8 protein-coding genes are annotated in these 14,658 nt (G+C 69.9%); 4 read left to right on the forward strand and 4 right to left on the reverse strand.

Annotation, left to right across the window (positions count from 1 at the left end; translation table 11 throughout):
* Nucleotides 1-22: 22 nt before the first annotated feature.
* On the reverse strand, nucleotides 23-784 hold the full coding sequence (locus ACW5EG_RS01110; protein ID WP_457020628.1) for a hypothetical protein: 762 nt from the start codon (nucleotides 782-784) through the stop codon (nucleotides 23-25).
* 273 nt (nucleotides 785-1,057) lie between these two features.
* On the opposite strand from ACW5EG_RS01110, the gene ACW5EG_RS01115 reads away from it, so the two are divergent.
* A complete protein-coding gene (locus ACW5EG_RS01115; RefSeq protein WP_457016777.1) occupies nucleotides 1,058-1,450 on the forward strand; it encodes a hypothetical protein in 393 nt (130 codons plus the stop codon).
* A 48-nt stretch (nucleotides 1,451-1,498) separates the two neighbouring features.
* On the opposite strand, the gene ACW5EG_RS01120 is transcribed toward ACW5EG_RS01115, so the two are convergent.
* On the reverse strand, nucleotides 1,499-3,760 hold the full coding sequence (locus ACW5EG_RS01120; RefSeq protein ID WP_457020629.1) for an HzsA-related protein: 2,262 nt from the start codon (nucleotides 3,758-3,760) through the stop codon (nucleotides 1,499-1,501).
* Nucleotides 3,761-4,102: 342 nt separating this feature from the next.
* On the reverse strand, nucleotides 4,103-4,540 hold the full coding sequence (locus tag ACW5EG_RS01125) for a VOC family protein (protein ID WP_457020630.1): 438 nt from the start codon (nucleotides 4,538-4,540) through the stop codon (nucleotides 4,103-4,105).
* Between the two features lie 340 nt (nucleotides 4,541-4,880).
* Here ACW5EG_RS01125 and ACW5EG_RS01130 point away from each other — a divergent pair, with 340 nt between their 5' ends.
* Nucleotides 4,881-7,019: a M48 family metalloprotease gene (locus ACW5EG_RS01130; RefSeq protein WP_457020631.1), complete on the forward strand. Its 2,139-nt coding sequence runs from the start codon at nucleotides 4,881-4,883 to the stop codon at nucleotides 7,017-7,019.
* Between the two features lie 316 nt (nucleotides 7,020-7,335).
* On the opposite strand, the gene ACW5EG_RS01135 is transcribed toward ACW5EG_RS01130, so the two are convergent.
* On the reverse strand, nucleotides 7,336-8,538 hold the full coding sequence (locus tag ACW5EG_RS01135; protein WP_457020632.1) for a serine hydrolase domain-containing protein: 1,203 nt from the start codon (nucleotides 8,536-8,538) through the stop codon (nucleotides 7,336-7,338).
* A gap of 458 nt (nucleotides 8,539-8,996) precedes the next feature.
* Between ACW5EG_RS01135 and ACW5EG_RS01140 the strand changes: the two genes are divergently transcribed.
* Nucleotides 8,997-12,599: an alpha-1,6-glucosidase domain-containing protein gene (locus ACW5EG_RS01140; protein ID WP_457020633.1), complete on the forward strand. Its 3,603-nt coding sequence runs from the start codon at nucleotides 8,997-8,999 to the stop codon at nucleotides 12,597-12,599.
* Between the two features lie 81 nt (nucleotides 12,600-12,680).
* Complete coding sequence (locus ACW5EG_RS01145; RefSeq protein ID WP_457020634.1) at nucleotides 12,681-14,642, forward strand: alpha/beta hydrolase family protein; 1,962 nt, start codon at nucleotides 12,681-12,683, stop codon at nucleotides 14,640-14,642.
* Nucleotides 14,643-14,658 lie beyond the last annotated feature (16 nt).

Raw genomic sequence — 14,658 nt, forward strand, 5'->3', positions numbered from 1 at the left:
TCTTGCCGCGTGTAGGACAGGCTCAGCGGCCGTCGCGGTCCGCATCACCCGGGAGGCGATGCTCGACGCGGTGCCAGGCGTCCTTCACCGCTTCCTTGGCTTCATGCCACGACAGGCGCGACTCGCCCTTGGCACGCTCCCAGCCCTGCTCGAGTCGCGATTCGGTGTCCGAATCCCAGTTCGAGGCCGCCGACAGGCTGCGCGCCTGCGTGCCGTAGCGGTAGGCCGGGCGGTAGTCCTGGTAGTCGAAGTCCTGACTGTAGTACGACGCCTTGTCGTAGTTCTCGCCGAAGTGCTGGTCGGTGGCCTCGTAGGCGCCAAAGGTGCGGTCGGTGCGATCCCAGGCATCGCGCACGGCGGGCTGTGCCTGCTCCCAGTCCAGCGTCGACTGGCCGCGGGTCTGGTCCCAGCGCGACTTCAGCTCGGTTTCCGCATCGTTCCAGTTGCGCTGGCCGCTCTCGTTGCGCTGCTCGGTGCCGAGGCGATAGGCCGGAGCGTAGTCGCGGTCGAAGTCCGCGTCGGCGCGGTAGTACTCGCGCCCGGTCGCATCCTGGCGCCAGTATTCGACCTCGGCGGTGGGATCGACGCGTTCGGCGATCGCTTTGCCGCCCGAGGCGCCGCCGACGGCGCCGATGCCACCGCCGATCAGGGTGCCGAGCGGACCGAAGAAGCTGCCGATCGCTGCGCCGGCGATGGCACCGGCGGTGCCGCCCGTGGCCACGCCGACGGGGTGGGAGCCGGGTGCTCCGGTGATTGGATCGGGGTTCTGGTCATGCTTGTTCATTGCGCGGCTCCGGGGGGGGGGGGTGGTGTCCCGGGATCATGCGTGGCGGCGCGTAGTCGGCCCGTGGAGGCGGCGTCGCGGCGGGCTTAACGAGGCCGTGATGGGTGGGTGATCTAGGATGGGAACCCGTGCGGACAGTCAGGAGGACGGCATGGCTGCGACGATTGCAGTGTGGTCTGGCACATATGCCGATGGCGGATACGGGCCTTGCGCCATCGATACGCGCCACGCTCGCGGATGTGCGCGACGCGCCTGCTGCCGGAGGGCAGGGCCATGACCGACTTCCACATCACGTTGCGCCGTGAGGCCGGCGAACTGCAGGCGCACGTCGCCGGGCCCAATACGCGCGAGAACACCTTCGGCTACTGGCGGGCGATCACCGATGCGCTGCAGGCGCAGCCGGCGGGCTTGCTGCTGCTGGTCGATGAACTCGAAGGTCCGTCGCTGGAGGCGGACGACTGGCGCGCGCTGGTGCTGGAGTTCGGACCACGCCTCGGCCGGCTGCGGGTGGCCCACGTCAAGCCGCACGGGCTGGGGACGGTGGAGCACTGCATGCTCTCGGCGATCGGTTCGGGCCTGGAAGCGCAGGTCTTCGCCGACGTGCACGCTGCTGGTCTATGGCTGCGCTACGGCCACTCCGCAGGCGCGGTGAACGACCCGGGCTGAGCGCGCCGCCGATGCATTGGCGGCGCCTCGGGTGGTTGCCCTGGTTCCTCAGCCGCCGCGCGTGAGCGGCGCGGAGCCGTTGCGTCGGGCGGGGATGTTGCCCGACTGGGTCTGTTTCCAATGCCGCATCAGCTCGCGCAGCGCCTCGGGCTTGGCCTGGGAAGGCGCGCTGCCGGCCTGGTTCCTGGCGTTCTCGCCGTGGCAGCCGCTGCAGGTGCGGATCTCGCCTGGCTGCAGGGTCACCCAGACACGCTCGCGCACGATCGCTTCGCCTGCGGCGTCGGTGGTCTGCCAGGTCAGCGCGCGGCTGGCCGGCACGAATGCCGCCGACGATCCGTCGCGCGCGATCGTGACGCTGCCGGCAGGCCCCGAGGCATTCGCGGGATTGCCGCGCAGCGCAGCTGGCTGGGCCAGCACCCGGCGTCCCTGCTTGAAGCTGTCGTAGGCGCGCACCTGGTTGCCCTGGAACACCTGGAAATGCGAGATGTCGTACAGGCGGCCATTGCCATTGACCGTCTTCGCGCCGCCCGGCACCTGCAGGTTGTAGGGCTGCTGGCGGTCGGCCTGGTCGCGGCTGGTCTGGTTGCGCACGACGATGAGCGCCAGGCCCTGCGCGCGCAGCCACAGGCGCAGGCTGGTTTCGTCCACCTGCTCCTCGGCCAGCACCGCGCGCTCGGGCGCGGTCAGCGTCAGCGTGGGCGACGGTGGCGGCGTGCGCGCCACCACTTCGGCCGGGTCGACCTCCCACAGCGGGCCGCTGTAGGACGCCTGCGAGCCGGGCGTCCACCACGACACCGTCTTGCTGATGCCACTGGTGAGCGCGGTGCCGGGCGTCAGCAACCCGCTGGCGTTGGAGTCCAGCGTGCGCAGACGCAGCTCGATCCCCGACGAGAACGCCGAGCTCGGCGTGTGGCTGGCGACGACGGCACCGTTGCTGGTCGGCAGCGGATTGCGGTAGCGGCCGCCGCTGGCCGATGCCACGGTGATCGTCATCTGGTTGGCGGCCAGATTCGGCGCGCCGGACACGCGCATGATCCGGCCCGAGCTGCCTTCGGCGAACTCGTTGGCGTGGATGCCGTACAGCGTGCCCGGCGCACGCGGGTCCTCGCGCAGGTGGAACAGCCCCGAGTCGATGTCGATCTCGGTGCGGTTGGCCCGCAGCGTGGTGCCCACGGTGTCGATCAAGGCGTTGTCTGCGGCGAACGAACGCAGGATGTAGTTGAACGAAAGCTCGTGCCGGCCGATGTGGTTGAGCGTGAGCTCGTCGGTGCCGTCCTGGTTGATCTGCCAGGGCGTGAACAGGTTGTAGGTAAAGGCGTTGATGCGCCCGTAGTTGGCGGTGGCCATGCCCTCGAGCGTTTCGGGAAAGCTTTCGGCGCGACCGGACAGCTTGGCGGCGTTGGCCGCTTCGCTCGCGAAGTTGACCGCGCCGAAGACATCCAGGCCCTGCTGGTCGCGCTGCAGGTGGTCCCAGCGGGTGAAGATCACCCGGCCATAGCTGTCGATGCTCGGGCTGAAAGCGCCGCTGGGTGTGTGGTTGAGGATGCGCAGCGCGCCCGATGCGGGCTCCAGGCTGTAGATGCCGGTGATCGTCGGCGTGCTCTCGTACTCGTCCAGCTGCGGATACAGGTGCGCCTCGCCGCCGCGCGGGCGATCGGAGGTGAACAGGATGCGGTCATCGCTGGCATACAGCGGCGAGACGTTGTTGTAGGCGGACTGGTTGGCGACCTTGGTGATGCGCGCCGTCTGGCCGCGGGCCAGGCCGGTGACTTCGTAGAGCTGCCACCTGGCATTGGTGTTCACGTGCTGGCGCGGCGGAGCGCCCACGACCATGCTGAAGACTGCCTTGTTGCCGCTCCAGTGCACGGTCGGTTCGCGCACGGCGATGGCGTTCGCGCCCTGCAGCCCATCCATGCCGTAGCCGCCTTCGCGGGTGAGGTTGCGCAAGGTGCCGTCGGGATAGCGGATCATCAGGTCGCCGCCACGCGGCACCGCGTTGATGTCGGGCAGGTGGTTGGCGAAGGTCGACATGCGGCTGGCGAAGGGGTCGCTGCTGCCGTTGCCGCTGATCGGCACCTGGGTGACGAACAGGATCGGGTTCTGCACGGTTGCGGCCTTGGCGGCCGCCGAGGCGGTGCTGCGGGCCACGGGCGCTGCCACCTGCGTGGTGGCGCTGCTGGCTGTCTTGGCCAGCGGGTCGGAGTCGTCTTGGGGAACCTGCACGCCGCAGCCTGCGAGCAACGTGGATGCCGCCAGCGCGAGGCCGATCCGGATTCCGTTCCGGTGGGAGGAGGGGAACCGCTTGCTCATGTAAGGTCTGCCGGAGATCAGGAAAGGCGGGCAGCGTCGACCAGTGGCCCTGGCGCGGGGACAAGTGTCCCCGCCGACCTTGGCCGAACGGGCGCTGCGTTTACGTTTTGGATCCCCTTGGGCAAGGATTCTTGGGTTTTACCGCCTAACTGCAGGCTGAACAGCTGAAATACGGCGGTTTTTTGCTCTGCTTTGGTGACGTTTCTCACAGATTCGGGCTTGCATTGCGCGAATGTCGGGCCGTGGCGGTCTCACCGTTGCTCGCGGGTTCAGCCCTGACGGTGCAGCGGGCGATCAAAGCCGCAGCACCGCCACCGTGGCGAGCCAGCCCACCCCCCGCGCTCATCCCCGGAACCGCGTCGCGCCCTCGTAGCTGATCATCCACTGGACCTCGAAGCGGTCGCTGACGATGCCGTACAGCTCGGCCCACTCCGTCGCTTGCAGCGGCATGGTGACCTCGCCTCCGGCCGCGAGGCCGTCGAACAGCCGCCTGGCCTCCACCGCATCGTCCGGCGCCAGCGTGATGTAGCTGTTGTTGCCGATGCGCAGGGTGCTGCTGCCACCGCAGCCTGCATCGGTGCCCATCAGCATGGCCGGTCCGATCGGCAACGCGATATGGGCGATGCCGTCGGCGGCGTCGGCGGGTAGCCCCATGTTGTCGGGGAAGTCGCTGTAGCGCAGCACCATCGCGAACTCGCCACCAAACACGGAGCGATAGAACTCGAAGGCCTCGAGCGTGTTGCCGGGGAAGTTGAGATACGGATTGACGGCCTGGACCATGTGGGTCTCCTTGAGCGGGACATGCGTGCGAAGCTGCACGCTACAGCGACGAACGACGCCGCCGCGGATCGACATGGCATCGTCGCGTCGCCGGACGTGCGGTCCATGACCGCCGTGCGGTGCAGGATCCAGCCGGGCGGCGGCGCGGACAGTCGCGCAACCGGCATCTTCGAAGCGGCACCCGGATGGCAGGAATGGTGCAACCGGGATTGTGTATCCTCGGCCGGCGCGACGCCGCAGGGGGCTGTGGAGCGTCGCGCCTCCGACGGAATGCCGCACGCCGCGGAGCAGGAGCAATCAAGCGCAACGTGCCCGGCCTCCCGGCGCACGCAGGGATCTCATGGACACGATGGTCATGCCGGCGACCGCCACCACGCAGTCGCCCACGGGATTGATGCACGCGCTGGCGCCGGGATCGGTGCCGCGACCGGCGCGCCGCCCGCTGTACACGCTGCTGCTGTGGCTGGTGGCGCTGCTGTCGTGCCTGCTGCCGTTGGTGTACTTCGGCTTCGTCGCGGCGCTGGCGTGGCTGGGCTATGTCTACTACGCCGAGTGGGCGCCGCGCGAGATCAGCGGCTGGGCGATGCTGGCCTGGTCGGTGCCCGGCTTCGTGCTGGGGGTGCTGATCCTGTTCCTGCTCAAGCCGCTGTTCGCGCCGCGTGCGAGCGAGCCGGATCCGCTCAGGCTGCCGGCGCAGGAATCGGCATTCCGCGACGCCGTGCTGGCGCTGTGCCGCGCGGTTGGCGTGGCGCCGCCGCGCGAAATCCATCTCAGCCACAGCGTCAATGCCTGGGTGCAGTTCAGCCCCGGCCCCGGCGGGCTGGTGGGCGGGGCGAGGACGTTGGCCATTGGCCTGCCGCTGGTCGCCGGCATGACCGCGCGCCAGCTGGTGGGCGTGCTTGCCCACGAGTTCGGCCACTTCGCGCAGCGTGGCGGCATGCGCGCCGCGCACGTGATCAACCACGTCAACCGCTGGCTCGAATCGCGCGCCTACCATCGCGACGAGTGGGACGAGCGCCTGCAGCGCTGGCTCGACGGCGACGCGGACGACGAGGGCGATGGTGGCAACCTGTTCCAGCTCATGTGCGCCGTTACCCAGTTCTGCCTCGGGCTGACGCGCGTGTTCCTGCGCGGCCTGTTCCAGGTCAGCTTCCGGATGAGTCGCTGGCTGTCGCAGGAGATGGAGTTCGACGCCGACCGCTACGAGGTCGCGGTGGCCGGCAGCGACACCTTCGCCACCACCGCGCTGCGCCTGCGCGCGCTGTCGCAGGCGATGCACGAGGTGGAGGCGATCAACCGCAAGGCCTGGCGCGAAGGCAGCCTGGTGGCAGACCTGCCGGCCGCCGCCGCGCTGCGGTTGGGGCAGTGGCGCGCGGAGGACTGGCAGGCGATCGAATGCATGCTCGACAACGACGACGAGACCCGCTTCTGGGATTCGCACCCGGCCGATCAGGCGCGCATCGCCAATGCGATGGCGCAGCCGGTGGCGGGCATGTTCGTCGACGAGCGCCCCGCGTCCGCGCTGTTCGCCGATTTCCCGGCGCTCAGCCGACAGGTGACCGAGCACTACTACCGCGAGATGGGGCTGGAGTTCGGCGCGCGCAGCCTTGTCGAGCCTGCGCAGCTGCTCGGCATGGGCCAGCTGCCCGATGCACTGGCGCAGGGCTGGAAGCGCTTCGCCAACGGCATGCTCGGCACGGTGCCGCTGCTGGACCCGGGCGAGGGCGCGCTGCTGCCGGCGGCCGGCTTCGACTGGCAGGGCTGCGTGGACGAACTGCGCAGGCTGGGGCCGGACGCGGCCGACCTGTGGCCGCGCCTGGACCGTGTCCGTTCGCGCGCGGACGAGCTCGAGCTGTGGGTGCGGCTGGTCGACCTGGGCGTCGATTTCACGATGCCGGATGGGTCCGATCCCGATCCGGGCGCGCTGCGCGAGCAGCTGGGTCAGTGCCGCAACGGTGGCTCGGCCGACCGCAAGCTGGCCACGCGCATCCTCGCGCTGTTTGCGCGACGCTACCAGTTGGCCGTCGCCGCGCTGACCGGGGCAGCGCAAACGCAGGCGCAGGCCAGGCTGGCGCTGCTGCAGGCGCTGCACGAGGCATGGCCGAAGCTCGAGCGCCTGCTGTCGGGGGGTCGCGTCTGCCTGCGCCTGCAGGGCGGCATGGGACGGGACGCCGACGATCTGCGCGTGCGCGTCTATGCGATGGCCGAGCAGTACCGGCAGGAGTTCGACACGCTGATGGCAAAGCTCGATGGCATCGCGCTGGCCGATGGCGCCGCGCTGGGACGGCATCTGCGCAGCCGTTGTGGCCGCATGTCGTCGGCCGGCGGCGATCCGTTCGCCTTCATCCACGTCACCGGTCCGGTGGAGGACGCCTTCCTCGAGCTGTACCAGCGTGAGCTCGCGGAGCTCGCGCTGCTGGCCGACGCCGCCGAGCGTGAACACGGAATCCGGCCGATCCGGCTGTTCCAGGCGCGGTGAGCCAGGCCGGCATCGCACTGCGCAGGTAGCCAACCCTGCGCGTTGCATCGCGCGGTCGGGTGCCTGTCATCTCGAACGCAGTGGGAGATCCCGCCTTCGGAGTCCAGATCCCTCACTGCGTTCGGGATGACAGTCTGCAGGTGCCGGACGAAGCGCGGGACCATCCCGTATGGCGGCGTCCCCCGGATCCTGTCATCTCGAACGCCATGCGGATCAAGCCGCAGCCGCAGTCGCGCGGACCCTCCGGATCCTGTCATCTCGAACGCAGTGAGAGATCTCCGTCGCGGAAGGCCGGCCCTGCGACCTTCGCAAACCGTCACTCCCCGCGCGCCAGCCGCTCCTCCACCGCGCTGAAGGCCGAACGCGTGCCGTCGCGACCCTCCGCCACCCCCGTGGCGAAATAGACCACGCCGGTGCCGGCCTCGCGGTCGATCCACAGTCCCGAGCGCAGCCCATAGGCCGAGCCGCTGTGGCCAACCCGCGCGATGCCGTCGCCGAAGGGATCGTCGCCGCATCCCGGCCGCGGCGTGGCCAGCGTCTGCGTGGCCATGCCATAGCGACAGAAGAACGCCAGTCCCTGCCCGTCGCCGGTGTCCTCCTCATGGCCGATGCCGTTGCCCGGCGCGTACTGCCACAGCGGCGAGAGCAGGCTGCGCACCGAACCGGGCGACAGCAGCCGCACCCCATCGACCTCGCCTTCGCCAAGCAGCAACCGGCCGATCTTCGCCAGCTCGCGCGCGGAGATGCGCAGCCCGCCCTGCGGCGAGAACAGCGCGCCGTTGGCGCCCGCGCGCCACTGCGACAGGTCGCAGCTGGCGCCTTCCGCGGTGATCACCGCGCACCCGGGTGTGCTGCCGCGATGGTCGTCGCGCAGCGGCGTTCGAGCCTCGTCGTACAGCACCACCGCACGCGCAGCCGTTGCTTCGTCACAGGCCGCCCAGTTGTAGCAGCCGGCGATGCCGAGCGGCTGCAGCACCAGCCGCTGCATCAGCAGGTCGAAGCGTTCGCCCGTCGCGCGTTCCATGACCATCGCGACCAGCGGAAAGCCGAGGTTGGCATAGCGGAAGAAACTGCCCGGTGCGTGTTCGGCATCCCAGGCGCGCGGATCGTCGAGCAATGTGCGCAGCTCGCCGCCAAGCGGCACCTGCCAGTAGCCGGCGGCATCGGTGAGTCCGGCCCGGTGCGAGAGCAGCATGCGCAGGGTGACCGGCACATCGGGCCATTGCGGATGGCGCAGGCTCCAGCCAAGCGCGTCGGACACATCGGCATCGAGGTCCAGGCGCCCGTCCTCGACCAGGCGCAGCACGCCGATCGCGACCACCAGCTTCGAGATCGACGCCACGCGCACCGGGTCGTCCGCGGTGACCGCACGATGGGCTGCGATGTCGGCGAACCCTTCGGCACGGGACGCGGTGATTCCATCGCGGTCGAAGACCACGCGCACGCTGGCAACGGGTTCGGCCGAGCAGGCGATGCCTGCACAGAGATTCAGGAGCAGCAGCCACGGTGCCAGTCGCATGGAACAGTTCTCCCGTCCTGGGGACGATGGTGCAGCGGGACGTCGATGCATGCCCAGGCCATGGTAATCGGCGATCGCCCGACGGTCACGGCAACCGCTGCGCAAGCGCCACCTGCGCATCCAGGCGCGAACACGCCAAACATGCCTGTGCACGCCCGCGCCGCGCACTCCGTCGTCGACACGCCAGCTCCGCGCAAGCCCGGCGCACAATCGTGCTGCGCCGCAACGCCGTCGGCCATGCCGGCACGCGCGAACGCGTCCTGGTTCGCGAAAGCAGGCGCCGATACAGCGCAACGCCGCAGCCTGCATCGCACATCAGCAGTGAATACGTATGCATCCGCCGCGCGATGTATTGCCGTTACCTGCACCTGCACGCACAGTCGAGTGCTGCCGCGATGCGTTGCGGCAATGCGCAGGGCAACACTGTCCGCGCCCACCTGCCGATACGCGGAGCCGCCATGCGAAACCCAGCCGCCGCCTGCCTGCGCGCCCTGCGCGTCCTGCTCGTGTTCGTCGCGTTTGCAGGGCTCGCCGCCTGCGACGAACCGCTGGCCGCGCCCGGTCCGCAGCCGGAAGCGCCGCTGCCCGTGCCGCCGCTGCCTGCCGGCGGCGATGCCAGCGCCGCCGCGATCTGCGAGGCGCCACATGCGACCGTGCTGGTGCCCGTGCCCGCGGCGCCGGCAACCAGCGCCCGCGACGTGCGCGTGCACTACAACCGGCCCGATGGCGCCTACCTCGACTGGGGACTGCACGTCTGGCAGGTCGACGCGGATGGCCAGTACCTCGCCGACTACCCGGGCGTGGCCTGGGACGCGCCGCTGCCACGCTCGGGCACCGATGCGTACGGGGCGTACTTCGACATCCAGGCCGCGGCCTTCACCCATCCCGCAGCGGCCGGTTTCGGCTTCATCGTGCATCCGCCGGGGCAGGGCGGCGACCCGGGCGTCGATCGCAGCTGGCAGTTCGCCGATGGCGATGCGTTCTGGCTGCGTTCGGGCGATGCGACGGTGTATCGAAACAACCCGCTCGCCGCCACGCCCGACATCGCCACCGTGCGCGTGCACTATCGCCGTTACGACAACGCGTATGCGCACTGGGGCCTGCACCTTTGGGACGGCAGTGGCATCGACGTCTCGCGCCTGCCGGGCCTGGTGCTCGGCGACTGGGGCAATCCGGTCGCGCTGTCGGCGATGCCCAACTACACCGCGTCCGCCGACGGTTCCGAGGTGACTTTCGACCTGCCCGTGCTCAACCCGCAGGGCGATGTCGCGCGCACCCATGTGGACTTCGTGCTGCACGGCATGCCGTCCAATCCGGACGGCGGGATCGACAACAAGGATGGCTGGAACGCCGACATCCGCATCAGCTTCGCCGCACTGCAGGTGGCCGGTCGCAGCGGCGATGCCTGGCTGGTACAGCAGGAGCCGCGCGCGTTCACCGCGCCGCCGGACCTGGGCCGTACCTCGACCACGGACGCGCGTGCGGTGTGGCTGTCGCAGCGGCTGCTGCAGTGGCCGCGTACCGACACCACGGGCCGCTTCCGCCTCCACCATTCGGCTGAAGGCCGCATCGTCGCGCGCCGGGGCGCGTCCGTCGCCGGCGCGGACGGCGTGCTGACGCTGTCGGTGGCGCAGGACGTGCCCGCCGATGTGGCCGATCGCTTCCGTTGGGTCGGCGCCGGTGCCGTGCTCGCGGTCGATCCGGCCGACGAAGCGCTGCTGGCCGCGCTGGTGCGCCGTCAGCTGGTGCTGGTGCAGGAAGACGACCAGGGCCGCGTGTTGTCGGCCACCACCGCGCAACTGCCCGGCTATCTCGACGTGCGCTACGCCGCGGCCGACGGTCTCGACGACCTGGGCGTGCAACTCGACCGCGGCCAGGCGCGCTTCCGGCTGTGGGCGCCGACTGCGCAGCGCGTCTGGCTGTGCGGCTATCGCGGGCGTGCCGGCGCGCCGGTGCTGGCGGAGATGGCGTTCGATCCGGTCACGGGCAGCTGGTCCGCCGCCCGCAGCGACCTGCGTGCCGGCGACCACTACCGCTATGCGGTGCAGGTGTTCGTGCGCGGCGTGGGCCTGGTGCGCAACCTGGTCACCGACCCCTACTCGATCAGCCTCGACGCCGATTCGCAGCGCAGCTACATCGAAGACCTGTCCTCGCCGAGGCTTGCGCCTTCGGGCTGGGCGCGCGACCGGACGCCGGACGTGGTGCACGCGCAGGAAGACATGTCGATCTACGAACTGCATGTGCGCGACTTCTCGATCAACGACGCCAGCGTGCGCGCGCCGCTGCGCGGCAAGTACCTCGCCTTCGCCCAGCACAAGAGCGATGGCATGCGCCACCTGCGCGCGCTGTCCGAGGCGGGACTGACCGATGTCCACCTGCTGCCGGTCTTCGACTTCGCCAGCGTGCCCGAAGCCGGCTGCGTGACGCCCCATGTGCCCGATGCGGCGCCCGATTCCGACGCGCAACAGGCTGCCGTGGCCGCAAGCCGCGGCAGCGACTGCTTCAACTGGGGCTACGACCCGTGGCACTTCAATGCGCCCGAGGGCAGCTACGCCTCCGACGCCTCCGACGGCGCCGCCCGCGTGCGCGAGTTCCGGGCGATGGTGATGGCCCTGCACGGAGCCGGTCTGCGCGTGGGCATGGACGTGGTCTACAACCACACCAGTGCCTCGGGGCAGGCCCCGAAGTCGGTGCTCGACCGCATCGTCCCCGGTTACTACCACCGTCTTGACAGCGAAGGCCGCATCGAGCGCTCCACCTGCTGCGAGAACACCGCCACCGAGCATCTGATGATGGGCAAGCTCATGATCGACTCGGTGAAGCTGTGGGCCACGCAGTACCGCGTCGATTCGTTCCGCTTCGACCTGATGGGCCACCAGCCGCGCGCCGTGATGGAGCGGCTGCAGGACGAGGTGAACGCGGCGGTCGGGCGGCCGGTGCAGCTGATCGGCGAAGGCTGGAACTTCGGTGAGGTCGCCAACGGCGCGCGCTTTGAACAGGCCTCGCAGCTCTCGCTCAACGGCAGCGGCATCGGCACCTTCAGCGATCGGGCCCGCGACCATGCGCGCGGTGGTTCCGGCTTCGACAGCGGCCAGGACCTGCTGCGCAGCCAGGGCTGGCTCAACGGTCTGCACTACGACGACAACGGCAGCGGCGGCAACCATCCCCGCAGCGCGTTGCTGTGGTCGGCCGACATGATCCGGGTCGGGCTTGCGGGATCGATCCGAAGCTATCGGCTGCAGACCCACTGGGACGAAGTGCTCCGGCTCGAACAGCTCGACTACAACGGGCAGCCGGCCGGCTACGTGGTCGATCCGCAGGAAGTGGTGAACTACGTCGACAACCACGACAACCCGACCCTGTTCGACACCAACGTCTACAAGCTGCCGCGCAGCACCAGCCGCGAGGACCGCGCGCGCGTGCAGGTGCTGGGCGCGGCGATCACCGCCTTCAGCCAGGGCGTGGCCTATTTCCACGCCGGCATCGACACCCTGCGCAGCAAGTCGCTGGACCGCAACAGTTACGACAGCGGCGACTGGTTCAACGCCGTGGACTGGACCTACCGCAGCAACAATTTCGGCGTCGGCCTGCCGATGCAGTCCGACAACGGGGACAACTGGCCGGTCATGGCGCCGCTGCTGGCCGATCAGGGGATCGTGCCGATGGCGGCCGACATCCGCTGGACCCGCGATGCCTTCCGCGACCTGGTGCGCATCCGCGCATCGTCAAGCCTGTTTCGCATGCGCACCGCCGACGAGATCCGCCAGCGCCTGCGCTTCCACAACACCGGCAGCGCGCAGGAGCCGACCGTTCTGGTGGCGCACCTGGACGGGCGCGGCTACGCAGGCGCGGGCTTCCGCGAACTGGTCTACCTGGTCAACGTCGACAAGCGCGCCCACACCATCGCGGTGCCCGCCGAGGCCGGCAAGCGCTACCAACTGCATCCGGTGCACCGCGCCCGCGACGCGGCAGACCGCCGCGCCGCGGCCGCGGGCTACGATCAGGCGAGCGGCGGTTTCCAGGTCCCGGCCCGCACCGCAGTGGTGTTCGTGGTGCCCTGAGTACGGCGGTCGTGGCGGCCGGCCGGTCCGCGCGCTAGGATCGGCGCGGGGCGGCGCCCGTCGGCGCGCGGGGGCGGGGACATGCAGGCAGGGACGGCGTTCGCATGGCGGCTGGCCGCCACCACTCTGGTCGCGTTGGCGTGGTGGCCGGCGCGCGCGCAGATCGACCTCACGCCCTACGTCAAGCGCGACCGCTACGAGACGATCAAGATTTCGCCGGATGGCAGGCACCTGGCCGCCACCGTGCCGCTGGAGGACCGGACGGTGCTGGTGGTGGTGGACCGCGCAAGCCAGAAGGTCGTGAGCGGCGGCATGGGCGTGCCCGACTCGGCGGTCTGGGACTTCTGGTGGGCCGACGACGAGCGCATCGTCATTTCCATGGCGCAGAGTTTCGGCAGCAAGGATCCGCTGTACGCCACTGGCGAACTGCATGCGCTGGAACTCGACGGCAAGCGGGTCAGGCGGCTGGTCGGTCGTGCGCCGGTGGTGGGCTTCGTCCAGCAGATCGGCCCTGGCGAGCCACAGGAAGTGGCCACGGTCATCGACCCGATGTCCGACGAGCCGGGCGCGGTGCTGGTCGCCACCTGGCTACCGGGCACCACGCCCAGGACCCAGATCGAGCGCCTCAACCTCGGCTCGGGCCGGCGCACGCTCGTGGCCTCGGCACCGGTGCGCCGTGCCGATTTCACGCTCGACCCGTCGGGCGCAGTGCGCTTCGCCGATGGTCTGGACGATCAGAACTACCGCGAGCTGTACTACCGCGAAAGCGCTGACGCGCCGTGGCGGCTGGTCAACGATTCGGAGCTGAGCGGCTTCATCGCCACGCCGCTGGGGATGGCTGCAGACGGCGTCACCGCGTACGTGCAGGTCACCAAAGGCGACGGGCCTGACGTGATCGAGGCCTGGGACATGCGCACCCTTGCGCGCACGCCGCTGCTGCACGATCCAGTGGTCGATCCCGACGCGATCCTCTACGACGTCGACGGGCGCACGCCGGTTGGCGCGCGCTACATGGACGACGGCATCCGCCTGCGCTTCTTCGACGAGGACTCGGCGATGGCACGGCGTTACCGGATGCTGGAACGCGCCTTCCCGGGCTCCGGGCTGCAGATCACCTCGACCACCGCGGACGGCTGGCTGGCGCTTGTGCGCATCTGGAGCGACCGCGACGCCGGCCAGTACCTGCTGTTCGACACGCAGGCCAGGACCGCCGACGGCGTGTTCGCGCGCCTGGCCTGGTTCGCGCCGGAGAAGATGGCGGCCGCACGCAAGATCGAACTGAAGGCGCGCGATGGCTTGGCACTGCACGGGTACCTCACCCGCCCGCAGGGAGCGACGGAGGCGCCGCTGCCGATGGTGGTGCTGCCGCACGGCGGCCCCTTCGGCATCCACGATGCCTGGGACTTCGACCTCGACACCCATTTGCTTGCTGCAGCGGGCTATGCGGTATTGCGCCTGAACTATCGCGGCTCGGGCAACTACGGCCGCAGCTATTTGTTGCAGGGCGCGCAGGAGTGGGGTGGCACGATGCAGGACGACCTCACCGATGCCACCCGCTGGGCGATCGACCAGGGCATCGCTGATCCGGCGCGCATCTGCATCGTCGGCGCCAGCTATGGCGGCTACGCGGCGCTGATGGGCGTGGCGAAGGAGCCGGATCTTTATCGCTGCGCCGCGGGCTATGTCGGTGTCTACGACCTGCCGGCGCTGCACGCCGACCGCGCGCGCTCGGCGACGTGGATGCGGCACTGGGCCAATGACTGGATGGGCGAGCGCAGTACGCTGGCGGCACGCTCGCCGGTGAACCTGGCCGAGCGGATCAAGGTGCCCGTGTTTCTCGCTGCTGGCGGGGCCGACCACATCGCACCGATTTCGCACAGCCGCCGCATGCAGCGCGCGCTGGAGGCGGCAGGCGTGCCGGTGCAGACGCTTTATATCGACAGCGAGGGCCACGGTTTCCGCAAGGAGGAACACCGGCGGCGCTACTACGCGCAGCTACTGGGCTTCCTCGCGCAACATCTGGGGGGCGCGACCGGCGAGTGAAGCTCGGCCGTACGCC

The organism is Luteimonas sp. A611 (genome assembly GCF_054072715.1).